Origin of the sequence: Bifidobacterium eulemuris (genome assembly GCF_014898155.1) — a bacterium.
Lineage (GTDB): Bacteria > Actinomycetota > Actinomycetes > Actinomycetales > Bifidobacteriaceae > Bifidobacterium > Bifidobacterium eulemuris.
Genome location: NZ_CP062938.1, coordinates 1,944,055 through 1,967,996 on the forward strand (window position 1 = coordinate 1,944,055; position 23,942 = coordinate 1,967,996).

Here is a 23,942-nt window from a genome sequence, read left to right on the forward strand (position 1 = left end):
TTATCAGATTGCGCCATGATTGTGGTGGCGGACAATTTACCCAACCTCCTGTGTCTTGCCGTGGGATAAGGTGACTAAGCGAAGTCCTTGGCGAAAAACCGTCCGGGATCTTCCTCGAAGCCGACCAAGCAGCTATATTTTCCATTTGATAAATAGGCGTGTCTTGCCTATGAGATCTTTTGTTCCATTGCTAAAACGATTGCAAGCTCTCAATATTCCAAAGGTAAAGGAAGGCGCAAAATATAGAATATGAAACATGATCTTCTCTTTTGTCGGCAATGTTTTACTGCATTCGATTGGTATCATTCGAAATGTTCGGAAAATCTCTTTGAAACGTGTTCTAAACATGCCATCCGACAGATTCGGAACATCGAAATAGGATTGTCGCGACTCGAAAAAAACTTTTCTTAGGATAGGCTCGGAGCATTCGGCGTATTTCTTTAGGAAAGAATAGCGTAGGCGCTCTACGAGCGCTACCAGTCGATCCAGTCTTTCAATACTGCCTTCTTTGTGGGTTATGCTATCTTCTCTTGAGACGTAGTGGTAAAGCGCGTCCGGCAACAGCGCGACCGCAGAGCAACGGTCCAATATCTGATGTAGTACATACTCATCCTCATGGATTCGACCTTCCGGAAAGCGAAGATCCTTCCAAACGAAATGTGGATACAGCTTGTTCCAAGCTACAATAAGGTGCCAATCAAGTATTGCCTGTCTTAAGCATTCCCTTGGTGTCAAAAGCTTTCTATGGTCGGTAACCAGCGCTTTCTCCACACATGCTTCTGCATCGTCCTCCTTGATGAACGAGCAGATGACAAGATCGGCGTCCCCGCCATTTTGGCACAAAACGGACACATACTCACTACTGATATAGTCGTCGCTATCCACGAACGCCACATATTCGCCGCGCATGACATCAAGGCCGGCGTTACGTGCAGAGGACAGGCCTCCGTTTTTTTTATGGATCACTCGAATACGGTTATCTCGCAAAGCCCATTGATCGCACTTCTCCGGACATCCATCCATTGACCCGTCATCAACCAAGATTATTTCCAAATTCCGATAGCTTTGGCCGACAATGCTTGAGATACAGCGATCCAATTGGTTCTCTACATTAAACACCGGCACAATCAGACTGACCAATGGTTGAACGTTCATCAATTCCTGACTTTCTTTAACTCTAGCTATTGTACCCGTCGAAAGAAGTAGGCGTACAATCGGTTTGACAGAGGAAATGCTGAATTTGTTTTCCAGACAATGGTTTCCTGAGCCGTTAACCTCTAGTGGCTTCTATATTATATTTGTCTTATGCTCATGTTTTGTGATTATTTGATTCGATGACGATGTTGGATTTCTCCGAAGGGGTCCCACGTGTTGAGATTTTTCCGCGATCCATTGTCTCAAACGGTGTTTTCGGAGGTGGTCCGGTTGCCGGGCCGATTGATTAATGGGGCATGGACATTGGTGAATTCCAAGGCAAACGCTCCATGAGCAGCATTTACGTTCATGTAAGAAGGTGAAAGGAAAATGCTAAACAAGCAGCACATCTTTTTAATCGGGTTTTTAAGGACATGTTTTTGGAGGGATACTTTTCTATTAACCCCAAAAACAACCTTGCGAATTGTTTTCTCTCGTGGAAAGTTAGAGTTTTTAGGCATCTTAAAGATTGTGAATTTATTTCTTCTAAAATTCTTTGTTCACATATTCTTGCAAGATCGCTGTATTCGCTTTCTTCTAGCTCCGTCCGTATCTTTTCAAGAGCGTAAAAAGAAGTGAAATATTTTCTCGAATACTTTCTGTTTAAAATACTGGAATCATGTTGCACATAGAAATAATTGGCGCGATTTGTCAAACATATGGCGGAAGAGTTGAGTATAGCCTCGACGCAGAATAATAAATCCTCAAAACAATCAATTCCTTCATCAAAAGAAATCTGAGAAATTATTTGTCTGGGAAACAGCTTATCCCAAGCATGCCCACAGAATTCTCCATCCGATTTCAAAATCTCAGATAAAGCTTCTGTCGGCGATATAACTTCGTCTCTCAATATATATGCCGGCGGCAGCTCGTATCGCTTTTTTTCCCCATCCGTATGAACTATATTGTAATTGCAAATACCGATACAATTCTTCTTTGATTCTACTGCTTTGTATAGCGATGAAAGGAATGAAGGAGATATGTAGTCATCGGGATCGACAAATGAAATATAGTCTCCTTGGGCCTTTGTTAAGCCTAAATTTCTTGCCGATGAGACACCATTGTTCTTTTTGTGGAAAAAAATAATTCTGGAATCAGCTCTTGCATAAGATTCGCAAATTTGAGCTGAAGTGTCTGTGGACCCGTCATCTATTAGCAGTAGCTCCCAATTAGTGTAATCCTGATTCAGGATAGACTCAATGGATTTTTGAAGATGGTAAGCTGCGTTAAAAACAGGCATTATAACGCTAATCTTAGGGTCTGCTGTCATTATTAAACCTTGGACTATTTTATGTGAAAAGACTAAAAGTATTTGCAGAATACGACAATTTGATGATGGTTTCTATAATGAGCATTATCTTGTGGCGACGCAAGCGGTATCCTCATAATATTATATCCCTCTGGTAGTGTCCGATGCCTTGCATATTTTATGTCATTGCCCGCCTATGGCGCAATGGTCAGTTTGCTATCGATCGTGTTGCAGGTCTGATGAGTGGGGCGGTAATCGAAGAGGGTTCTAGGCAAAATGGATGATGCGTTGACTCCGTTCCGTTTTACGAAGGAGCCTCATGTCAAACACTATCGAGGTGAACGTATCCATGGATTGCAGACAAGCGCGCGTGCGCCAGGGCGTTCGGAGACGACGCGGCGATGCTGTCGCCTCTGCCAAAGGGGTCGGCTTCGACAGGCTGACCGACGACGACCTTCAGTCCATCGTCAAGGAGATTGACGACAACCCCATGAAACTTCTAAGCTACAAAACGTCCAACGGGCACGGGGCGAGGGGGCGACCGACTGTCATCGAAGTCACCTAACCCGGACACCAGTGTTGCACTTACAAATTGAACCCGGGCTGAGGCATACGCGGCATGGTGTGAGATAATGTTTTATGTCTGAAGTGCTATTTTCTCCTAGGAATATTATTGTGGCCGGTGGCTGTGGTTCCATCGGCTCGAATTTCGTGCATTACACGGTCGAGTCGAGATTTCACATCAAATGCGTTGAAGAAGGACTGATAAGGATTTGAGAAGCGGAGACATCAATGCCACCACGTTGCGTCTGTCCGGCGAGGTGTTCGACGCGTTCCTCAAAGTTTTCGACGAACCCATGCCGCAGGCCACGCGCGATTTGCTGGACGAGGAGCCGATTTGGACATGAGAATATTCCTTCCATCGCGACGTTTCGAAGAGACCGACGGCGTCGAGAGGCTCGAAAGCGGACTGCCGGCCATCGACGACGGGCTTCGCGGCAGAGATTTTTGGGCGCTGCCGTCAAATTCGAACGTTAATTGTTAATGATTCGCAAGGTTTGTGGGAGCGCTGTTGGCGAGGGGAGCCGAGTGCGTTAGGTTGGAGGATGGATATTCGCCGGGATAGCGATGCCATATGAGGAGAACAACTATGACTGCACATACTTGGAAACGCGTTGCCGTGTTGACTGTCGCCGGTGCGTTGACGGCGTCGTTGAGCGTGGTTCCGGCGTACGCCATCACGGATACGGCCCTGGAAGATTTGACGTGGCCGCAATCCGATTCGCAGATCCAAACCATCGACGACCTGCAGCTGAGCGATGCTGACAGCATTCCGGACAATCCCACGCAGGAGCTGCCTTCCACCGTAAGCGAGGACGTTCCGGACGATGCGACGGTCGTCTCGCCCGAACTGGCGGTGAACGCGGATGGCGAAGTGCAGAACATCGAAACCGGCGAGACAGTGACTGATCCCGAACTGGTCGGCACGCAATCGCAACAGCCCGATCCGCTCGCCAAAACCGATGGCGAATCCTTCATCCCCGTGCAGGTGGCGGAGGTACGTCAGAAAGTCGACGAGGCGGATTCCGATATGACTGACGATAGCGTGGACGGCGCGGACGATACGAATAACGCGGATGGCGCGGTGGAATCCTCCACCTCATCCACGGAGGGCACGGTGCAGCTGGCCGCGCTTGGGAACAATCAGTACGGCGCCTACTGGGGCACATATAACGGATCTGCTGCGTTCTTCGAGAGCGACGGCACGCTGTTCGTGCAGCAAGCCAAGGGCGTGGTCGACGTTTCCGAATGGCAGGGCACCATTGACTGGCAAGCCGCCAAAAACGACGGCGTGGAAGGCGCTATCATCCGCATCAGTTACGGTGCCGGCAACGGCCTCGACGAGCAGGCGAAACGCAATATCAGCGAATGTAAGCGCCTGGGCATCCCCTTCGGCATCTACACGTATTCGTACGCCTACAACAACGAGCTCGCCGCCGATGAGGGCGACGACATCGTCAGCCTGCTCAAACAGGTAGGAGTCTCACCGAGCGACCTGAGCTACCCGGTGTACTACGACCTGGAGAATTGGACCTGGGCGGGCCACAAGCCGCCCACCAGCCCCAGCGTCTACGACGGCATCGTCAACACCTGGTACGCCAAACTGCAGGCCGCCGGATACACGAACTTGGGCGTGTACTCGTACACCAGCTACCTCAAGAGCGCGCTGAACTCCAGCAGCATCCATGCCAAAACCACATGGGTGGCCAGCTACGGCGAGCGCACCAACTTCGGCTATCCCACCAACAGCCGCGGGTGGCAATACACGTCCATCGGTGCCGTGGACGGCATCAGCGGCATCGTGGACCTCAACGCCTTCGGGGTTCGCGAATACGCTATTTCATATCCAACTGGAACGGGTTACTACGTTTCGAATAGATTGGAAGGTGGCGCTGCGGATTACTCATTCCAATACGGGAAGTCAAGTGACGTTGTTTTATCTGGAGATTGGAATGGCGACAGAAAAGATTCATTAGCAATTCGACGAGGCAACCGCTTCCTAGTTAAGAATGCATTGTGCGGAGGCAACGCTGAAATAGATTTTCTTTACGGGAAGGCTTCTGACATAGTACTGGTCGGAGATTGGGACGGCGATTCCATTGATACGCTGGCCGTACGTCGAGGTGCGCTCTACTATTTCAAAAATACTATTGATGGAGGCATCGCTGACAAAGTTATTCCATATGGAAAAAACGGCGATGACGTTTTGGTCGGTGATTGGGACGGTGACGGTGTTGATACGTTGGCGGTCCGCCGTGGGGCCATTTATTACTTCAAGAATTCAATTAGTGCCGGTGCCGCTGACGTCGTCATTGCTTATGGGAAATCGAACGACGTTGTTTTGGTCGGTGATTGGGATGGCGACGGTGTTGATACGTTGGCGGTCCGCCGAGGCGCCACATATTACATCAAGAATTCTATTTCCAGTGGTGTCGCCGATAAGGTCTTTGCCTATGGTCGTACTGCTGACAGCGTCTTAGTCGGCGATTGGAATGGGGATAACAAGGACACTTTCATAGTTCGGCGCTGAACTGGTTTGATGAATTAACCTAGAGACAAGCTTGACAGGAAGTGTTTGTTCAATGATTACAGTCGTTGCTACACTCAGTTGATGCTAAGACGCTTAAGGCTCGAGTATCGGCGTAACCATGACATCGGGAGTTCACTATGACCAGGCAAATCGGAGAAAAAGTAAAGAGTTTTTTGAATATGCAGGGAGGGAAAGCCCTGTGCATCGTTCTGCTGCTGGTTGTAGTGCCGAGTCTTTACTATGGCTTAGCTCTTAAGGCATATGGTGGCACATACTCCATCTATGATGAGCAGACTCACATGGGGTATGCATGGTCCGTATCCCACGGTGAGATCCCTGCTCGAGGAGATTTGCTGCCGGACGAAATTCTTGATGACTTATCCTGTTCCGGATGGCGTAGCATTAGTGACAAAATAGCGAATACACCCAATCTTCCTGCGTGTGGGGCAGATACATCCGCCGAGCAATCTTTAGGGGCTGGAGAGCAGTATAACTATTTTCACCCCCCGCTTTATTATGCTATAACTGGCTTTTTGGCAAGGCTGGTTTCTATGTTGTATTCCGAAATCTCTTTTGCCCAAGCTGCACGTGCCGTATCAGTTATTTGGATGGTAGCGGGTTTGCTAGCCATGTATGCGGCATTGCGAAAGTGGCAAGTTAATTTTTCCTGCAGTCTGGCTGTATGTTCGCTTGTCCCCTATATTCCGATATTTTTGAATACGGGAACAGCTGTAACCAATGATGCTCCGGGCCTGCTTTGCGGTGCTGGAATGTTATGGTTAGCTGCACGGTTTTTTAGAGAAAAAAACTACCATCTGTTGATACCTCTTATTATTGTAGTTTTCTCCTGCATGATAAAAGGGACGTTCGCTTTTTCGATCTTTGCATTGTGTTTCATTTTGGTGTTGCATGGTCTGATTGATTTTGTGAAAGCAAACCAACGGCGAACGGCCGTCAAGGAAATGGTTGCTGCATGCGCCTGTGTGTTCGTGGCGCTAGTCTGCGTTTTTGGATGGCGCTTCATTCAATCACACCGAGGGGATGCCTCGTATGTCCCGGCTATCACAGGTACAAGCACTGCTCCTGTGGAAGGACTTCCAATTGGTGAATTCCTTAACACATTGATGTCCAGCTTTGATCTTTCGACTAGTCCAGGAAGCCTACGAGGGCTTGATGCTTCTGTGGGATATTCGGGATGGTTGTCTCTGCTGCAAATTGTTATGTTGGGCGCAGCCTTCTTCCTCTATTTTCAGAATGACGGAGTCTGTTCGCACAAGTTGCTGGTGTACTCCACCATATTTGGATTGCTGCTAAGCCCTGCCTTGGTCCAAATAATGCAATACATGGGTGACCGGTCTATGTTCGTAAACGTGAACATCCGGTATAGCATTATGATGGTGCCATTTGTGTTGTGCTGCTGGGCACTTACCGTACAAAATCGCAAACAACCATGGATCGCATGGTGCGTGTCCGGCATAGGATTTATCGTCTGTTTTGTTTCGGTTCTTGGACTTGCACCTCTATAAATTGATCAGCTTAAAAAGTTTTCTGTGGGAAAGAGCGAATCTTTCCCACAGAATTCAAAATTGGCGCGTTGCTAGGTGTGGATCGAGTATCTGATACGATAAAGCTTTTTTACTGATTAAAGCGAAATTATCGGTTCCTCGTGGGTCGCGCAGAGAGAAATCGCAAGCATTGTTTTCATTGGTGAATGCAACGAGTTCGGCGCTTTCCGTATGTTCCCCATCCCACTCGTGTATCGAGGCGATTACTCGATAGTCACCATTATTGAACATATTCGTTGGAATGGAGAAATGGACGATATGCCGGCCCGATTCGGTTAAATCAAAGCTGTCTCCATAAGGTACTCCTCCGCGAGTCAGATCATGAAGAGCAAGCGCCATGTAAAATGGTTTTGTTCCATTGTATTCATATTCGACTTGGAAATTAAAGTTTGAGTCATAATTGCATAATGGGCTGTCGACAGGTGCGGCTGATAAGACCGGAACGATTTCATTAAGTCCGAGAGTCGCCGAGTTTTCCTCGTAATGCTGTTTATTGGAATCTTTGTCTCTGATATTTTCGAGTGTGTATCGGTCCGCTACATCATTTTTATTTCCGGAGACAATGATTTCGCCGTCCTTAATGAGGATGGCCTTATTGCAATATTTTTTGACAGCATCCATGCTATGTGTGACGAGAATAACTGTCTTACTTTGATCTTTCTTGATATTTGCGAAGAAATTATCACATTTGCGTTGAAATGCTTCATCTCCAACCGCTAGTACTTCATCAAGAACGAGAATGTCGCCTTGTGCTTTAATCGCAACGGAGAAGGCGAGTCGTACTTGCATTCCTGATGAGTAGTTTTTAAGTTTTTGGTCCATGAAATCGTTAAGTTCTGCGAAATCAACGATATCGTCGTACATCACGTCTATCTCTTCACGCGTGAATCCCAAAAGTGCTCCGTTAAGATAGACATTTTCTCGACCGGTGAGTTCCGGATTGAAACCTACACCAAGTTCTATAAAGGGAACAAGTTTGCCAGAGATTTCAACAGAACCATGTTCTGGCATATAGATTTGAGAAATGATTTTGAGCAGAGTGGACTTGCCTGACCCGTTTCGTCCTACAATTCCGAAGAAATCACCTTGGCGTACTTCAAAGCTGATGTCCTTCAGCACAGTCTGTTCGGTATACCCTTTGATTCCTTTAGTCCAGTTGAGGAAAGCCATTTTTAAACCATTCGCCTGCTCTGTGGGGAGGCGAAAGGACTTGGCTACATGGTCGACCTTAAGCACGACTGGACGTTCGTCATCTGTGAGTGTTTGCATGATCTCTGATGGCTTTTCTATGCTGCGCATGTGTTAGAGAACCTCCGCAAATTTTGCACTATTCTTTTTGAATACGTATATACCTAGCGACAGAATGACGAGTGTAGCCACGTAAGGCAGAAGACAAAGTACAGGATTTTCGACCATGGTCCATACAGTTGGTACATACTCAGGGGAAAGTAGATTGTGTCGAATGTCCATAATGATCTGTGTCGAAGGCATGAGCATCATAATGTTCGCCGCCCAGCCGAAGCCACGATCAAAAAGGAAAGATACAGGGTAGATAATAGGAGTGGCATAAAACAGTGCTTGTAAGACCACTTCCCATATATGCGAAACGTCGCGAAAATAAACGTAGAGCGAACCTAAAAGTAGCGCGATGCCCAGCGCAAGGGCGTACAACTGTAAGAGATTTAGCGGTACCAATAAAACACGCCATGTATAATGCGCATGTGAGAAGAATCCAAAAACAATCACGACGATAAGATTGATACCAAGGGAAATCATTGATCCTACGGTCGCAGCTGCAACGATAATATAGTTCGGAAAATGGATTTTACGCAATAGGTCGCCTCGGTTGACGACCGACATCATTCCGGTGGAAGTAGCTTCGCTGAAAAAACTCCACAAACAGGTGCCGCATAACAAAGAGATTGCGAATGTAGGGGTATTGTCTGAGAATTTAAGAAAACGGACAAATACCGTATACATGACCGCGAATAACATCAATGGCTTGAGGACCGACCAAAGAACACCGAGGAACGATCCTTGGTAGCGTAACTTGAAGTCACTCTTCACAAGCTCTTTGAAAACTACAATCGCGTAATGATATCGCCCCTGAAGCTGTTTTACCGCATCCGTCATAAAACATACATCGTACCAGTGGGTATGGTTCGCGGGCGAGGAACAGTAGGTAGTATCATGGGCGCTATGGCTGAAGAACTGTTTTCTCCTAGAAATATTATTGTGACCGGTGGTTGTGGTTTCATCGGTTCGAATTTCGTGCATTACGTGGTGGACAACCATCCCGAGACCCATGTGACGGTGTTGGACAAGCTGACGTACGCGGGCAACCCGGAGAACATCGCTGGTCTTCCGGAGGACCGGGTGGAGTTGGTCGTGGGCGATATCTGCGATGCGGACCTGTTGGACAGGTTGGTGCCGGGGCATGACGCGATCGTGCATTACGCGGCGGAGTCGCATAACGACAATTCGATCGCGGATCCCGAGCCGTTCCTGAAGACGAACGTGGAAGGCACGTTCCGCCTTCTGGAGGCGACGCGCAAGTACGACGTCCGCTACCATCACGTGAGCACGGACGAGGTGTACGGCGATCTGGCCCTGGACGATCCGGCCCGGTTCACCGAATCCACGCCGTATCATCCGTCCAGTCCGTATTCATCGACGAAGGCCGCGTCGGACATGCTGGTGCGCGCGTGGACGCGCACGTACGGTCTGAGGACCACGATCAGTAACTGCAGTAACAACTACGGTCCGTACCAGCATGTGGAGAAGTTCATCCCGCGCCAGATCACGAACATCCTCGAGGGCGTGCGTCCGAAGCTGTACGGCAAGGGCGAGAACGTGCGCGACTGGATCCACACCGAGGACCATTCGTCGGGCGTGTGGACGATTCTGACGAAGGGCCGGATCGGCGAGACGTATCTGATCGGCGCGGACGGCGAGAAGAACAACATCACCGTGCTCAGGATGATCCTGAAGATGATGGGCCAGGACGCGGACGCGTTCGACTGGGTGCAGGACCGTCCCGGCCATGACCGCCGCTACGCGATCGACTCGACCAAGCTGCGTACCGAGCTGGGCTGGACTCCCACGCACACGGACTTCGAGTCCGGCCTGGAGCAGACCATCGAGTGGTACACGCAGAACCGCGCGTGGTGGGAGCCGGTGAAGGCCGCCACCGAAGCCCGCTACAAGGCCCAAGGCCAGTAAGTGCCTGCGTTCGGGTGGATGATGCGGGCGGAGCGGGATTTCTCGACTTCGCTGCGCTTCGCTCGAAATGACGAGTGTCGATAGGCTCATGATGACGAGCGGTGATGGATGTTAAGGAGTGCGGTTATGGATTTTGAGAAGGAACTGAAGGTTACGGAGACGAACATTCCGGGGTTGCTGGTGTTCGATCTGCCGGTGCATGGGGATAATCGCGGCTGGTTCAAGGAGAACTGGCAGCGGGCGAAGATGATGGAGCTGGGACTGCCGGATTTCGGGCCGGTACAGAACAACATCAGCTTCAACGCGAAGCGCGGTGTGACGCGCGGCATCCATGCGGAGCCGTGGGACAAGTACATCTCGATCGCGTGCGGCGCGGTGTTCGGCGCGTGGGTGGATCTGCGTCCTGGGGAGAGCTTCGGCCAGGTGTACACGACCCGTCTTGATCCGTCGAAGGCGATCTACGTGCCGCGCGGCGTGGGCAACAGCTTCCAGGCGCTCGAGGACGGCACCGCGTACACGTATCTGGTGAACGCGCATTGGAGCCTGGAACAGAAGAGCTCGTACACGTTCGTGAACCTCGCCGATCCCGAACTTGCGATTGAATGGCCGATCCCGTTGAGCGAGGCGGAGCGTTCGGACGCCGATCTGAACCATCCGATGCTCGCCGACGCCAAGGCGATGAGCCCGAAGCGCACGATGGTCACCGGCTGCAACGGCCAACTCGGTCGCGCGATCCGCGCCTATGCCGAAGAACATGGCCTGGAGGGTTTCGAATATAACGATATCGACGAGTTCGACTTCTCCGATCCGGCCCAGTACGGCAAATATGATTGGAGCCTGTATGGCACGATCATCAACGCGGGCGCATACACGGCCGTGGACAAGGCCGAAACCCCTGAGGGACGCGCGTTGGCGTGGAAGGCCAACGCCCAAGGGCCGGCCCTGCTGGCCCGCGTGGCCGCGGAGCACAACATCACGCTCGTGCATGTCTCGTCGGACTATGTATTCGACGGTGTCCAAGAGGAGCACGACGAGTCGGAATGTTTCGCGCCGATGGGTGTGTACGGGCAGACCAAGGCCGCGGGTGATATCGCGGTGGCGAACGCGCCCAAGCATTACATCCTGCGTTCGAGCTGGGTGATCGGCGAGGGCCGCAACTTCGTCAAGACCATGATGATGCTGAGCGACAAGGTCGCCTCCGGCGATCTGCCGCAGGTGACCGTGGTGGACGACCAGTACGGCCGCCTGACCTTCACCAAGGACATGGCCGAGGCGATCTTCCATCTGCTTGACGGTGACGCCGCGTACGGCACGTACAATCTGACCGGCTCCGGCGCGGTCAAGTCCTGGGCTGAGATCGCGGCCGCCGTGTTCGAGCGCACGAACGGCAACGGCGATAAGGTCAAGCCGATCAGTACGGCCGAGTACTTCGCGAACGCGACCGCGCCGATCAGCCCGCGCCCCACGCACAGCGCGCTGAGCCTCAAGAAGATTGAGACCGCGGGCTACAAGCCGGCCGATTGGGAAGAGACCCTCGCCGCATACGTCGACGAGGAACTCGGCAAGTAATACAAACGGCTGGGGCTTCCACTCAATGAGAAGTTGAGCGAAAGCCCCAGCCATTTACGTGCGTATGTGCTTACCGTTTACGGTCGGATATCTGCTTAATCCACGTCGTCATATCGTTGGTGATAATCGATGAAGTGAATTTCCGCGCGACCTTGACGGCATTCCCTTGCGCTTGGGCCAGCGCGTCCACGTCCGAGAGCAGACGCTCAATGGCATCCGCCAAGGCATCGGAATTGCCTGGTTCAACGAAAACCGCTCCATCTGCAACCATGCGGCGTTGAGGAGCGGTATCCGAGGTGATAACAGCGCAGCCGGCGGCCATCGACTGATACACCTTGTTCGGAACCACACGCAATCCCTTAGGCGTTGATGAGAAAATCCCCAACGCAATCGTATGAGAGGCGACCATCCGGGGAAGTTCCTCCGGTTCCGCCCATTCGATGAACGTCACATTATCCAGATCGTTGATGATGGAACGCACCTGGTCATAGTCCTGACCTTTGCCGATCAATGTGAACTTCGGCCTGATATTCCGCTCAGCCAGCTTCACAATCGCCTCAGCGATAACCGGCGCGCCTTGCAACGGCGTATACAATCCGTAGAACACCACGTCTCCCAAACGCTGTTCGGAAGAGGGCCTGGTGTTGCCTGCGTCGAACCATTCGCGAGGGGCGCCGACGGGCACGACCATTCCCTTATGCTGTTCCGCATCGGGCATCAAGCGAAGATGCTCATCGGTGTCGAGCAGCACCAATGTCGCGGCACGGATCGCCATACGATCGAGCTTGGCGAGCAGCTTGACCTTCAGCCCTTGGGCCCCACGGTCTTTGGCGGTATCTCCGGCAAAGATGAGGTGGTCAAGAATAATCGGCACATTCTTGAAGATATGCTTGGCGAGCAGCACGTCGAAATGCCCCATGTAACCGACCAGCACGGCGCTGGGGCGGCCATGCGCGCTCATCCAGGCTTTGGATTCTTTGGATAGAGAGCGCCACAAGCCGAGAAGATTCCAAGCGAATCCGAACAGCTTCCACGGTTTCTTGAGAATCTCCACACGTTGTGCGGTGGAAAGCTCAAGCGGATGGTTGATCTCTTCGACTCGGCACCCATTCCGGCGTAGTCCGTCAATGAGAATGCCTACACGAGGATGCTTGCGGACGTTATACGTTCCGAAAGCCATCACTGTTGGAACGTTGTGTTTAATATCAGTCATTGTTGTCTTCCATGGAGATCAGAGGACCTTCAGTGGGCCTGCCCGAGTATCCGCCAAACTCGTCCTGCTCACCCCAGATCTTCTGGAACGGAGCGGAATATTGAATCTCCTTGGTTCGCTCCAGCTGATCTTCGACGAGTTTGCGCTGGATGCGCTGCACCTCGGAGATGATCTGCAGCGCGAAGCACAAAGCGCTCAGCATGATCAGTGCAACGCCCAGCAGCAGCGATTGCAGATGGCCGGCCGTCATTCCCATACACGCGAGAATCAGGAAGCGGATAATCGGAATGAGACCGATGACACCGCAGATGATGCCGCCCCACTTGAAGATCACATTCGACTTGAACATCAGATAACTGCGAATGATGGCGCCGCCGGATTTGGCCATATGCTCGAAGATATTCGAGAACAGCCGTGACTCACGGGTTTTGGGATTAGTCGTGATGGCGTACGAAGTGATGGGGATGCGCTTGTTGCCGGCTTGGATGATCGTCTCCATGCAGTAGCTGAACTCGGTGACGATGTTCAACTTGAGCAGCGAATTCTTTGAGTAGGCGCGGAAACCGCTGGCCGCATCCGGTATGCGAGTGCCTGCGGCCTGATTCACCACCCAGGAGCCGAAAGATTGCATGCGCTTCTTGAACCAGGAGAACTCGGCAATCTTCGATGTCTGCCGGTCGCCGACCACAATATCGGCCTCATGGCGCACAATCGGCTGTACCAGATCACCGATGGCTTCGCTAGGGTATTGGTTGTCGCCGTCGGTGTTCACCACGATATCGGCGCCATGCTTGAGCGCGTAATCCACTCCGTCGCGGAACGCCCGTGCCAGTCCCATCGGCTTGGCATGATGCACCACATGCTGCACGCCCAGAGCCCGAGCAACCTCCACGGTATTGTCGCTGCACCCATCATCGATGATCAACAGCTGAATGTCGTCGATGCCCGGAATCTCCTTAGGCATATTCTCCAATACCAACGGAAGCGTTTTCTCTTCGTTAAGGCAGGGAATCTGAATGAACAAGCGCATAAAAAGCCTTACTGGTAAATAAAGATAACTAGTGTTGCCTAGAGAACCATAGTAGTCGATGCCGTGTCACGGGCGTAGCTTGGGCAGTGTGATTACACGACAGGCCAGCAAAAAGGCGATGAATCCCGCGAAGAGAATTGCATAACTGATTGCCAGAATAAAAAGATTCGTTATAGGGAAAACCGTGAACAATAGCCGAGTGGCAATCCAAAGGGCCGCTGCCGCTGCTATTGCTTTCCAGGTGTTACGCGTGATGATGTGACCGATGGTTCGAGTGACTTTGATGAAAGATATCAATGCCAGGACGCATGTGCATATCAGACTTGCAAAAGCTATCGCGTTGATCCCTCCCCATTTCGCGGAAATGACGAAAATAGGTACGACGATAATTAATGCAAGGATAGAAAGAACGTCAGAGAAACGATGTATGTTATATGAAGTCAAACACATGTTGAGCATAACAGTTAATCCCATAAAGAATTGTGATATAGCAAGACAAGTTAGTGCTATATTCGCTGTTGCGTATTCCTCTGTGTAAAACGAAACTAGTAATGATGAGCTAGATGCGGAAATAATAACAGCGATTGGTAGGATGAAAGAGCATGATATAAGCATGCAATCTTGGATTTTTCTTATGGCCTCACTGTGGTTGTTGGCACCCACAAGTTTGGACACAACAGGGAGGATTACTGTTACTAACGCGGACATGAGATAGTATGAAATTTTCCCGAAGTTGACGGCACCGGTATAATATCCAGCCATTTGGGCAGGCGCGATTACGGATTTAACAACAAGAGTGTCGATGCTGAGTACTAAAGATACGACGATAAAGAAAAAAGAAAAACTCAGTGTATTCTTGGCTACATATTTGAAAGGAATCTTGTAATTATTCTGATGTGAGATTTTCTTTCGCGCTGGAATCAGTAGTAGAATACCAATGATGATCGATATCAAAAGAGCCAGAAGAAAACCACATTCCACGCCTATAACTGGTCTATCCTGAAAAATAAATATAATAAGTGGTATTGCTGAGAGTTTTGCGATCGGATAGATTACGCCTAGAAGCGCACTGATTCCAAACTGTTGGAGACCATCATTTATTCCCAGAAGTATGACGAATAGGCCATTGGCGGGAATTAAGAATGCCGCAATCTTGAAGTAAAATTCAAGAGACATGTCGTTAAGCACTATACCGAATGCCGAAGCTCCGAAAAAATTTAGGCAGAAGAAGAAGGCAATGATGATCATCTGGAATGCGATTGTTTTGCAGATGACATCTAGGGTATCAAAGCGGCGCATCGATATTTCTTTGGCTAACGACTGTCTAGCTCCATTGCTAAGGAACATATATTCGAAATCTAATACAGTGATTATTGTCCCTACAATACCATAGTTGATCGCAGACATGGTATTACCCAGGAAAAAATGAAGTAAATACCCGCTAATGAAAAAAATAATATTGCTCGAAAGGCTAAAAATTACGCCACGTCTCATTGAATATCACCAATCAAAATCAGGTTAGCGGGACTTGTTAAGCATGGATCCTAGTAGATTAAGAATCCAGAACTGTCGATATTTGATAAGTGTGGCAAGCACTGACTGCTTGAATTCGAATCTTGTGGTTCTTGTTTGAGAAAAGATGTTCTTAAAATCGGGATAATCAGAGAATAAATGATCAAACTGCTTCTTTCTCTCCCGGTAAGGGGCGGAATTACCTGGGTGCATTGGTCCAAGGACGACACAGTATAGAAGGTCCCAAAGAACGCGGTATTGGTATAATTCCCACATGTCAGCACGATTTTTATATCTTTGCGTAATTACATCATGATATGTTCTTAATGTAATTTGCACATCTTTAAAGATGTCTGCGCGGTAGCGGTGGCTCTCTGAGGTTACAGACCAACGATAGTAATATGCGATGAAGTCCACTTTTTTTGCATGGGTGCAGTATGAGAGAGCAGTTAAATTAAAAATAATATCCTCTTCATGTTTGACTTCTGGGTGAAAAAGTAGTCCGTTCAGATTAAGAAATTCTCGCCGATAGATCTTTGCCCATGGCGTTGGCAACACTTTATGAGAAACTAGTGGAACATTATCTCGAAACCTATTCAGCAAGTCGGTCTGGAGTTTAGTGATATCTGAATCGGAAAAAGAGACCACGTTTCCCATGCGGTTATTTATTTGTCTTGGAAATGCACCTGTAAACTTCTCATAGTTGAAATAAATAATTTCACTGTCTTCGTCATCAACCTTATGGAATACTTTAATAGCATTGTCTGCGATAATGTCGTCATTATCTGTAAAGCATACCCATTTTCCTGTAGCATGCTTGAGAGCTTTGTTGCGGGCGCTGGTAATTCCCTGATTTTGCTGTGTGAAAACTTTGATAAAAGGATATTGTTTGGCATATTGTTGAAGAATACGCATGCTGCCGTCTGTGGATCCATCATTTACGCAGACGATTTCTATAGTGCCATCATCCTGTTTGATAATGCTGTCCAAAGTAGTCGGAAGGTGGTGTTCGGCGTTGTATACGGGAATCAGAAAACTAAAAGAAACATCTTGCGTCATGCTCATCATCCTACCTGTGGATGCATACCTCCAATGAGGAGAGATTGTTCAAGTTGATCTTGATTCTTGCGCGAAGACGTTGCGCGCGTACGGTGCTTGTAGACTAGGGATGTCGAGATTATTCTCATAGTTCATCAGGAGGTGCCATGAAGGGTATTATTCTTGCGGGTGGCTCGGGTACGCGGCTGTATCCGTTGACGACGGTCACGTCGAAGCAGTTGTTGCCGGTGTATGACAAGCCGATGATCTACTATCCGCTTTCAACGCTGATGCTGGCGGGCATTCGCGACATCCTGATCATCTCCACGCCGAAGGATCTGCCGAACTTCCAACGCCTCCTAGGGGACGGCAGCAGTTACGGGGTGAGTTTCTCATATGTGGAGCAGCCCAGCCCGGATGGTCTGGCCCAAGCGTTCCTGTTGGGTGAGGAGTTCATCAATGGTGAGCCGTGCGCTTTGGTGCTGGGAGACAACATCTTCTACGGCAACGGGTTGGGCGCGACGCTCAGGACCGCAGTGCGTATGGCCGAGTCGGGCGAGGGGTCGAGCGTGTTCGGCTACTATGTGGACGATCCGGAGCGCTACGGCGTGGTGGAGTTCGATGAGAACAAGAAGGCCATCTCCATCGAAGAGAAGCCGGCTGTACCGAAGTCGAACTACGCGGTGACGGGCCTGTATTTCTACGATGGTCGTGTGGTGGAGTTCGCCAAGCAGGTCAAGCCGTCGGCTCGTGGCGAGCTGGAGATCACGGATCTGAACCGCATGTATTTGGAGGATGGTTCCCTGCATGTGCGCACGCTGGGGCGTGGATATGCGTGGTTGGACACGGGCACGATGGATTCCCTGTACGAGGCGGGCGAGTTCGTGCGCACGGTCCAGCGGGCCCAGGGCCTGCCGATTTCGATCGTGGAGGAGATCGCGTTCGAGAACGGGTGGATCACCCGCGAGCAGTTGATGGAGTCGGCTGAACGCTACGGCAAGAGCCCATACGGACAACACCTCAAAGACGTCGCCGACAACAAAATCATTGACAAACCCAAAAGTTACGAGACTTCTGGCATAAAGTGAGTGGTTCGGCATCTGCCATGGAATCAGCCTTGGCTGGACTCGGTACAATGTGTTCATGTTTGTGAGTGGAATCGGAAGGAACAACGTATGTCTGTGATCGACACAGCGTCGGCGAAGCGGCTTGGAATTTATTGCTTTTTCGATAAAAATGGTCGTGCTGCGGACTTCATTGACACGTTCTTAGCCGATTTGATGCAGAATCTTGAAGATCTGGTGATAGTTACCAATGGCAAGCTTTCTCCCCAGTCTCGAACTCTGTTCGAGAAATACACCAGACAAATTGTTGTTCGTGAGAATAAAGGTTTGGACGCGGCGGCATATCGGCAGATTATGCTGGATATGGGATGGGAAAAGCTGTCGGAGTATGACGAAGTAATTTGTCTCAACGACACCATTATGGGACCTGTCTATTCTTTTTCTGAGATGTTTGCAGAGATGGATTCCAGAGACGTTGATTTTTGGGGTATCACCATGCACCATGATGGAAGAGCAGGCGATGATGTCATTCCCCCTCATGTGCAGATGTTCTGGCATTCGTATCGTCGTGATTTCATTCAGTCCAAGGCTTTTCAGGAATACTGGGAACAGTATCCTTGTTATGACGATTACGAGTCGGTGACACATAAACATGAGATACCCTTCACCGGCTATTTTGAACGGTTGGGATTTAAGTGGTCTGTATACGTTGATTCTAAAGAGTACGCGTATCTGTCCGACTATCCTTTGCTGTTTATACCCACAGTGCTCATTAGAGAAAAGAAATGTCCTGTGTTTAAGCGCAGGTCCTTCTTTCTGGACTACAGCTTTGGTATCGGCCAGACAGCCGGCGAAACAGCATTGGAATTATATGAATATCTTAAATACGAGACTTCATACGATACGGATCAGATTTGGGACGCATTGCTCTACTCGTACAATATTCACGATATTCGACGAACGATGCATTTGAATTATACATTGCCGACTCGTCTGCGTGCGCAAACCGATCTTTCTGATCAGCGTTCAGCGTTTATCTTCCACATATACTTCATGGATTTGTTGCCTATGACTTTCCGATATCTGTCATCAGTGCCAGCGATAACGGATTTGTACATTACCACCACAGCGGACAAGATACCCGTTGTTCAGGATTACATGCGGTCTCAAGGCATTACTCGTCCTGTCACATTTATCCCGGTTCAAAACAGGGGTCGTGATGTCTCAGCGCTATATGTGGCTGCGAAACATGTTGTTCTTGATGGCGGATATGATGTAGTCGGTTTCGCCCATGATAAAAAGTCTTCGCAGAATCTCGACAAAGGACACCATGGGACTGAATCTCGCGGTTTCTCGTATAAACTGCTTGAGAATACGCTGGGCTCTGAGGATTATGTGTACAACGTTCTCGCGAAGTTTAAACAGAGTCCTCGTCTGGGCATGCTGACTCCGCCTCCTCCGATTCACGGTGTGTATTTCGCTCATACGATTCCTTCTGATTGGGGAGCGAATTATGAAAATACGAAGACGTTATTGTCGGAGCGGTTGCATATCAAAGTGCCATTGGACTCGCTTAAGCCGTCTATGTCTGCCATAGGCTCATGTTTCTGGTTCCGTGTTTCGGCTTTGCGTCCGTTATTTGAAGCGGGATGGGAGTATTCGGACTTTCTGCCCGAAGATCTTATGCAAGAAGATGGTACGGTGTCTCATGCAATTGAACGAGCCAACGGGTATGTCGTTCAGTCTCAGGGATATTATCCAGCTTGGGTGATGAACGACCAATTCGCTCGTATCGATCTTGACTCACTGTGGTATGCAACAAGCGAGTTAGTGGGTGCTCTTGGTCCCCGGCGTCAGGGGGAAACACTGTTGGAACTGGAATTATGGTCATACACAAAAAGTAATAGTAGATTCCAACGAGGTAAGGCCAGGATAATGCGGTCGATATATCTATGGTCTAAAGGTGCGGCACAAAATATAACAAAAGTGGCTCCGCCCGCATTGAAAAAACCGTTGTTCGGCATAATGCGTTTTCCGCTCAGTGTTTGGCGCAGTCTCAAATCTGTTTTGAGGAAAGCTCCATCAGAAGAATGGCTGTCTAATCAGGAGATAGATCGGCGAACTCAGAATGCGCTGAGAGGTATTAAAGAGGGCAACTGAGAAAGACTGTTCCGTCATGTGATTGGAGATGTCCAGCAACCGACGTCTCCAATCACATGACGACTTTTAGTCGCGCCTGAACAGGTCGCGCGTGAACACCTTGTCCGCCGCGTCGGACAGTTCCTCGCCCCATCGATTGGCGACGATGATGTCGCTATCACGCTTGAACTGCTCCAAATCATGCGTGACCGAGCTTCCGTGGAATTCGGGCTTGTCGAGCGTGGGCTCGTATATGACAGTGGCGATGCCTTCGGCTTTGATGGCCTTCAGCACGTCCTGAATCGCTGACTGTCGGAAGTTGTCCGAACCGGCTTTCATGGTCAGTCGGTAGATGCCGACCGTCGGGTGCTCGACATTCCTGACCTTTTCCAGAATCTCCGATGCGATGAAATCCTTACGAGTGTAGTTGGCGTCCACAATGGCTTCGATAAGGTTTTGAGGCACGGAGCTGTAGTTCGCCAGCAACTGTTTGGTGTCTTTGGGTAGGCAGTATCCGCCGTAGCCGAAGCTCGGATTGTTGTAGCCTTCGCCGATTCGGGGATCCAGACATACGCCGTTGATGATTTCCTGCGTGTTGAGACCACGGGATTCGGCATAAGTGTCCAACTCATTGAAATATGCGACACGAAGAGCCAGATATGTGTTGGCGAAAAGCTTGATCGCCTCGGCTTCGGTGGTGCCGACCACCAGTTCCGGAATGCCAATGGATCCATCCACGTTCTTGCGGTCCAACTCATCAGGTGCGGCACCTTGGGCAAGCAGGTCCACGAAGGTTTTCGCAGCGCTTACCGCTTCAGGGTCGTCCTGCGGAGCGCCCGCGACGATCCGGCTGGGATGCAGATTGTCATACAATGCATGCCCCTCGCGCAGGAATTCGGGCGAAAATAGAATGCGGGCATCTTGAAGCTTTTCCCGCAGCTGGGCGGTATATCCGACGGGAATGGTCGATTTGATGACGATCCACGCAGCGGGGCTGTGCTCCCGGACTGCGGCGATCGCCGCCTCCACGCTGGAGGTATCGAAGTAGTTCTTCTGTTCGTCGTAATTAGTGGGGGTGGCGATCACCGCGTATTCGCAGTTCGTATACGCTTCGGCGGGATCGGCGGTCGCATGGAAGCGCAACGGCCGTTCGCCGCTCTGATTTTTGTCGAGGAATTCGGTGATTTCCTTATCAACGATCGGGCTGACGCCATTGTTGAGCATCTTCACTTTTTCGGGAACGATGTCGAGCGCGTGCACTTCGTGATGCTGGCTGAGCAGCAGTGCGACAGACAATCCAACATAGCCGGTTCCAGCAACAGCGATTTTCATAAACGAACCTACTTCGCATTAGCTATTGATAACTGTTCAGCATCTTAGTCGCTTTGCTGAAGAATGTCTGCGCGCCGATGGCTCTGAGTCTCGGATTGTTAGATAGCGGGGGCAATCAGATCGACGACGCTGGGAATTAGAGTAGCTGCAGCGAAACCTCCCAGAATCACCAATATAACAATGCGTTCCGTGCGTGAATTGCGCTTGGTAAGCGTATGCAACAGCATGGCCGTGACACACATCAGGCAGAAGTCGGCGAAGATGAAGGTTCGTCCCTGTGACGCGAACAGCGTGGGTGAAAAGCCCATAATGACGCGTGACATGAATCCCGCCAACAAGATGACTACGGTCGTGAGGAATTGCAAAGTACGACCGTAAACCCAATACAATTCAGCGAGAATCAGCGCGCAAAGCGCAATCTGACCGGCGATGAGCGTCACACGCAGTATGGAAACGTCGTATCCTGCGTAATTCATGATGGCGACGAGCCTGTCGGGCAGTAGCGGGGAAAGCGCACCCAAGAGGAAACGTGCCATAAACGGCACGCATACAACGATGGCGATGGCTGCCTGCAGACCTCCACGTTTACCGATAGGGCGTTGCCGTAGAATTAAAAGTGCGAGTGTGATGGCGAACACGCACATAAAAGCATTGGATAGGAACAGATACCTATCCAACGTCGTGGAAATGCCGAGATACGTCTTATCTGCCATGGAGAAATCGGCGTAATCCGCAGGAATCTTGAAATTGTGGTTATTGGGCCACCAGGTTTGCGCCTCGGTGGTATTGCGGTTCGCGTTGCCAGGACACAGAAGAATGAACACGATGCCAATCAGGCTAATCGCAAGATGCGCCAAAAGAACTCCCAAAGGCAGTCGGTTCCAGCGAGAATACGCGACGAACACCAATGTGAAACCGAACAGCAGAAGCGCGGACTGTTCCACGTTGGCCGCAACCAGTGCGGAGGTCAGCGACAATGCGATAATCGGTTTTGACGGAGCTTGCGTTTTGCGAACAGTCGGTGAATCGTCATGCGCTCGCATATATCGCACCATGGTCGCCATTGAGAACATTCCCAACGCGAGGGGCCATGAGTAGTTCATGGTTGTCGCCACCCAGCCGGCGCTTGACATATCCATAATCGGATAGCAAGCCATGAGCAGCAGGATGATCCACGACATATAGGAGCGGTGCTGGTCGGAAGGCGAGACGATGCTGCGGATGGAGACGAACAGCAGCAGACACATGGCGATATCCAAGACGTGCCATACCAAGAGCGCGTGGGTGATGGTCACAAGTGCCGCCTCGATGATCAGACGTGAACTCCACGTTTGATATCGGGAGACCAGAAACTCGCCAAGCGTCTGGTTGTCAAGTACGGAACGAAACCATTCGAAATCGTTTGTGGTCGCATTCATCAGTAAATGTATGGCGACGAGTCCCGCCAGCAGGGTCATCTCTGGTGCGAATTTGGTGAGAAACCTTTTGACGGAAGAACCCACGATTATCCTCTTCTCAGTTGGGGTCAACGGCTTCCAAGCCGGGCTATTACATAGTGTATATCGTGACCGGCGTTGTTGGATGGTGTTCATGCGGCCACTCGACTAGCATGGTGCGAGAGAAGACGAGCGGCAGGAGGCCGGGCGATATGAGCGAAGAGCGGCATTCCATGCCACAGGAAGAGGGACGCAAAGACAGCGTTACCATTCTTGTCCCGTGCTACAACGAAGAGGAGGTTCTTCCCGCGTTGTTTGCTCGCCTTGATTTGCTGATCGCTTCGGAGCTTGACGAAGGGCGCGAGTCGAGTGTCTCCTACACGCTGCTGTTCGTGGATGATGGTTCGAAGGACGGGACCCAGGAGCTGATTCGCGAGTTCGCTCAAGGACGCGAAGATGTCTCCTATGTGTTTCTGTCCCGCAACTTCGGCAAAGAGAAAGCCATGTTTGCCGGCATCGAGGCCACGCATACTGATGGTTTGGTGATTATCGACGCCGACCTGCAAGACCCGCCTGAGCTGATTCCGGAAATGATCGCGCTATGGAGGCAAGGGTATGACGACGTGTACGCTCGTCGACGTTCCAGAAAAGGTGAAAGCTGGCTCAAGAAAACCACTTCACGCATGTACTACTCCCTGTTGCAGAAGATTACTAGCGTTCCAATTCAGCGTGATACGGGTGACTTTCGCTTATTGGATCGCAAATGCGTGGAGGCGTTGCGTGAGCTTCGCGAATCCGAGCGAAACTCCAAAGCTCTGTTCAGCTGGATAGGATTCCGAAAAATAGAATTCCTGTACGACCGGGATGCGCGGGCCGCGGGGAAGACGAAATGGAACTACTGCAAACTGATGCAGCTTGCTCTCGACGGCGTCACATCGTTCACCGTCGCACCGTTGCGTGCCGTGACATATTGCGGTGCCGTGGTCTCGGTTGGAGCCATTGTGTATGCGCTATATATCTTCCTGCGCACGCTCATTTTTGGCGCGGATATCCCAGGGTATGCCTCTCTACTGGTCGTCATGCTGGTGCTCGGCGGCATCGAACTGCTGGGACTGGGAGTCATAGGCGAGTATTTAGGCAGGATTTTTGTGCAAGTGAAAGGACGGCCGAACTATCTGGTTCAGGAGGAACACCACGTCATGCGGACGAAGGATCATCGCTAATAGATAATAGAACCGTCTATTCGCGGGAGGGAAGGCTAGTTTGAACGCGCCAATTCCCCCGCCGG

19 protein-coding genes are annotated in these 23,942 nt (G+C 50.4%); 9 read left to right on the forward strand and 10 right to left on the reverse strand.

Translation table 11 applies throughout. The features are described from left to right. Window positions 1–132: 132 nt before the first annotated feature. Complete coding sequence (locus BE0216_RS08240) at window positions 133–1,155, reverse strand: glycosyltransferase family 2 protein (protein WP_094637699.1); 1,023 nt, start codon at window positions 1,153–1,155, stop codon at window positions 133–135. Between the two features lie 346 nt (window positions 1,156–1,501). After that, the gene (locus BE0216_RS08245; protein WP_094637698.1) at window positions 1,502–2,464 is read right to left on the reverse strand and encodes a glycosyltransferase family 2 protein; all 963 of its coding nucleotides are present in this window, start codon (window positions 2,462–2,464) and stop codon (window positions 1,502–1,504) included. Between the two features lie 298 nt (window positions 2,465–2,762). Here BE0216_RS08245 and BE0216_RS08250 point away from each other — a divergent pair, with 298 nt between their 5' ends. The 4 genes from BE0216_RS08250 to BE0216_RS08260 all read left to right on the forward strand — a co-directional run bounded on the left by BE0216_RS08250 (window position 2,763) and on the right by BE0216_RS08260 (window position 7,060). Then, on the forward strand, window positions 2,763–3,008 hold the full coding sequence (locus BE0216_RS08250; protein WP_094637697.1) for a hypothetical protein: 246 nt from the start codon (window positions 2,763–2,765) through the stop codon (window positions 3,006–3,008). Window positions 3,009–3,216: 208 nt separating this feature from the next. Continuing rightward, window positions 3,217–3,351, forward strand: a complete 135-nt coding sequence (locus tag BE0216_RS12095) for a hypothetical protein (RefSeq protein ID WP_264299046.1) — start codon at window positions 3,217–3,219, stop codon at window positions 3,349–3,351. 242 nt (window positions 3,352–3,593) lie between these two features. Then, window positions 3,594–5,534 (forward strand): glycoside hydrolase family 25 protein, encoded by a 1,941-nt coding sequence (locus tag BE0216_RS08255; RefSeq protein WP_094637696.1) that lies wholly within the window; start codon window positions 3,594–3,596, stop codon window positions 5,532–5,534. 137 nt (window positions 5,535–5,671) lie between these two features. Further along, on the forward strand, window positions 5,672–7,060 hold the full coding sequence (locus BE0216_RS08260; protein WP_143249341.1) for a glycosyltransferase family 39 protein: 1,389 nt from the start codon (window positions 5,672–5,674) through the stop codon (window positions 7,058–7,060). A gap of 54 nt (window positions 7,061–7,114) precedes the next feature. Here the strand turns inward: BE0216_RS08260 and BE0216_RS08265 are convergent, their stop codons facing one another. Both BE0216_RS08265 and BE0216_RS08270 read right to left on the reverse strand, forming a co-directional pair. Beyond that, window positions 7,115–8,398 carry an ABC transporter ATP-binding protein gene (locus BE0216_RS08265; protein WP_094637695.1) on the reverse strand — a complete coding sequence of 428 codons (1,284 nt, stop codon included), beginning with the start codon at window positions 8,396–8,398 and terminating at the stop codon, window positions 7,115–7,117. Window positions 8,399–8,401: 3 nt separating this feature from the next. Next, window positions 8,402–9,232 (reverse strand): ABC transporter permease, encoded by an 831-nt coding sequence (locus tag BE0216_RS08270; protein ID WP_094637694.1) that lies wholly within the window; start codon window positions 9,230–9,232, stop codon window positions 8,402–8,404. Between the two features lie 66 nt (window positions 9,233–9,298). Here BE0216_RS08270 and rfbB point away from each other — a divergent pair, with 66 nt between their 5' ends. Continuing rightward, window positions 9,299–10,321 (forward strand): dTDP-glucose 4,6-dehydratase, encoded by a 1,023-nt coding sequence (rfbB, locus tag BE0216_RS08275; RefSeq protein WP_094637693.1) that lies wholly within the window; start codon window positions 9,299–9,301, stop codon window positions 10,319–10,321. 126 nt (window positions 10,322–10,447) lie between these two features. Continuing rightward, complete coding sequence (locus BE0216_RS08280; protein ID WP_094637692.1) at window positions 10,448–11,890, forward strand: sugar nucleotide-binding protein; 1,443 nt, start codon at window positions 10,448–10,450, stop codon at window positions 11,888–11,890. A gap of 70 nt (window positions 11,891–11,960) precedes the next feature. On the opposite strand, the gene BE0216_RS08285 is transcribed toward BE0216_RS08280, so the two are convergent. From BE0216_RS08285 to BE0216_RS08300, 4 genes are all read right to left on the reverse strand, one after another. After that, on the reverse strand, window positions 11,961–13,103 hold the full coding sequence (locus BE0216_RS08285; RefSeq protein WP_094637691.1) for a glycosyltransferase: 1,143 nt from the start codon (window positions 13,101–13,103) through the stop codon (window positions 11,961–11,963). Beyond that, window positions 13,096–14,133, reverse strand: a complete 1,038-nt coding sequence (locus BE0216_RS08290; protein WP_094637690.1) for a glycosyltransferase family 2 protein — start codon at window positions 14,131–14,133, stop codon at window positions 13,096–13,098. The genes BE0216_RS08285 and BE0216_RS08290 overlap by 8 nt, the downstream gene beginning before the upstream one ends. A 66-nt stretch (window positions 14,134–14,199) precedes the next feature. Continuing rightward, window positions 14,200–15,627, reverse strand: a complete 1,428-nt coding sequence (locus BE0216_RS08295; protein WP_094637689.1) for a lipopolysaccharide biosynthesis protein — start codon at window positions 15,625–15,627, stop codon at window positions 14,200–14,202. 24 nt (window positions 15,628–15,651) lie between these two features. After that, window positions 15,652–16,704, reverse strand: a complete 1,053-nt coding sequence (locus BE0216_RS08300) for a glycosyltransferase family 2 protein (protein ID WP_158217250.1) — start codon at window positions 16,702–16,704, stop codon at window positions 15,652–15,654. A gap of 146 nt (window positions 16,705–16,850) precedes the next feature. Here BE0216_RS08300 and rfbA point away from each other — a divergent pair, with 146 nt between their 5' ends. Together rfbA and BE0216_RS08310 are read left to right on the forward strand one after the other, a co-directional pair. Continuing rightward, window positions 16,851–17,771, forward strand: a complete 921-nt coding sequence (rfbA, locus tag BE0216_RS08305; protein WP_094637687.1) for a glucose-1-phosphate thymidylyltransferase RfbA — start codon at window positions 16,851–16,853, stop codon at window positions 17,769–17,771. An 87-nt stretch (window positions 17,772–17,858) separates the two neighbouring features. Then, window positions 17,859–19,907, forward strand: coding sequence for a rhamnan synthesis F family protein (locus BE0216_RS08310; protein WP_094637686.1), 2,049 nt, complete (start codon window positions 17,859–17,861; stop codon window positions 19,905–19,907). Between the two features lie 66 nt (window positions 19,908–19,973). Here BE0216_RS08310 and BE0216_RS08315 read toward each other — a convergent pair whose 3' ends face one another. Next, window positions 19,974–21,218 (reverse strand): nucleotide sugar dehydrogenase, encoded by a 1,245-nt coding sequence (locus tag BE0216_RS08315; protein WP_094637685.1) that lies wholly within the window; start codon window positions 21,216–21,218, stop codon window positions 19,974–19,976. A 98-nt stretch (window positions 21,219–21,316) separates the two neighbouring features. After that, on the reverse strand, window positions 21,317–22,720 hold the full coding sequence (locus tag BE0216_RS08320) for a hypothetical protein (protein WP_143249340.1): 1,404 nt from the start codon (window positions 22,718–22,720) through the stop codon (window positions 21,317–21,319). A 146-nt stretch (window positions 22,721–22,866) separates the two neighbouring features. Between BE0216_RS08320 and BE0216_RS08325 the strand changes: the two genes are divergently transcribed. Further along, window positions 22,867–23,877: a glycosyltransferase family 2 protein gene (locus BE0216_RS08325; RefSeq protein WP_226805749.1), complete on the forward strand. Its 1,011-nt coding sequence runs from the start codon at window positions 22,867–22,869 to the stop codon at window positions 23,875–23,877. Window positions 23,878–23,942: the final 65 nt, after the last annotated feature.

Excerpts from the sequence above, each read along its gene's own strand:
- BE0216_RS08295 (WP_094637689.1), bottom strand. The coding sequence starts at position 15,627 with ATGAGACGTGGCGTAATTTTTAGCCTTTCGAGCAATATTATTTTTTTC.
- BE0216_RS08300 (WP_158217250.1), bottom strand. The coding sequence starts at position 16,704 with ATGACGCAAGATGTTTCTTTTAGTTTTCTGATTCCCGTATACAACGCC.
- BE0216_RS08270 (WP_094637694.1), bottom strand. The coding sequence starts at position 9,232 with ATGACGGATGCGGTAAAACAGCTTCAGGGGCGATATCATTACGCGATT.
- BE0216_RS08260 (WP_143249341.1), top strand. The coding sequence starts at position 5,672 with ATGACCAGGCAAATCGGAGAAAAAGTAAAGAGTTTTTTGAATATGCAG.
- BE0216_RS08265 (WP_094637695.1), bottom strand. The coding sequence starts at position 8,398 with ATGCGCAGCATAGAAAAGCCATCAGAGATCATGCAAACACTCACAGAT.
- BE0216_RS08280 (WP_094637692.1), top strand. The coding sequence starts at position 10,448 with ATGGATTTTGAGAAGGAACTGAAGGTTACGGAGACGAACATTCCGGGG.
- rfbA (WP_094637687.1), top strand. The coding sequence starts at position 16,851 with ATGAAGGGTATTATTCTTGCGGGTGGCTCGGGTACGCGGCTGTATCCG.
- BE0216_RS08250 (WP_094637697.1), top strand. The coding sequence starts at position 2,763 with ATGTCAAACACTATCGAGGTGAACGTATCCATGGATTGCAGACAAGCG.
- BE0216_RS08290 (WP_094637690.1), bottom strand. The coding sequence starts at position 14,133 with ATGCGCTTGTTCATTCAGATTCCCTGCCTTAACGAAGAGAAAACGCTT.
- BE0216_RS08325 (WP_226805749.1), top strand. The coding sequence starts at position 22,867 with ATGAGCGAAGAGCGGCATTCCATGCCACAGGAAGAGGGACGCAAAGAC.
- BE0216_RS08315 (WP_094637685.1), bottom strand. The coding sequence starts at position 21,218 with ATGAAAATCGCTGTTGCTGGAACCGGCTATGTTGGATTGTCTGTCGCA.
- BE0216_RS08255 (WP_094637696.1), top strand. The coding sequence starts at position 3,594 with ATGACTGCACATACTTGGAAACGCGTTGCCGTGTTGACTGTCGCCGGT.
- rfbB (WP_094637693.1), top strand. The coding sequence starts at position 9,299 with ATGGCTGAAGAACTGTTTTCTCCTAGAAATATTATTGTGACCGGTGGT.
- BE0216_RS08245 (WP_094637698.1), bottom strand. The coding sequence starts at position 2,464 with ATGACAGCAGACCCTAAGATTAGCGTTATAATGCCTGTTTTTAACGCA.
- BE0216_RS08310 (WP_094637686.1), top strand. The coding sequence starts at position 17,859 with ATGTCTGTGATCGACACAGCGTCGGCGAAGCGGCTTGGAATTTATTGC.
- BE0216_RS08240 (WP_094637699.1), bottom strand. The coding sequence starts at position 1,155 with ATGAACGTTCAACCATTGGTCAGTCTGATTGTGCCGGTGTTTAATGTA.
- BE0216_RS08285 (WP_094637691.1), bottom strand. The coding sequence starts at position 13,103 with ATGACTGATATTAAACACAACGTTCCAACAGTGATGGCTTTCGGAACG.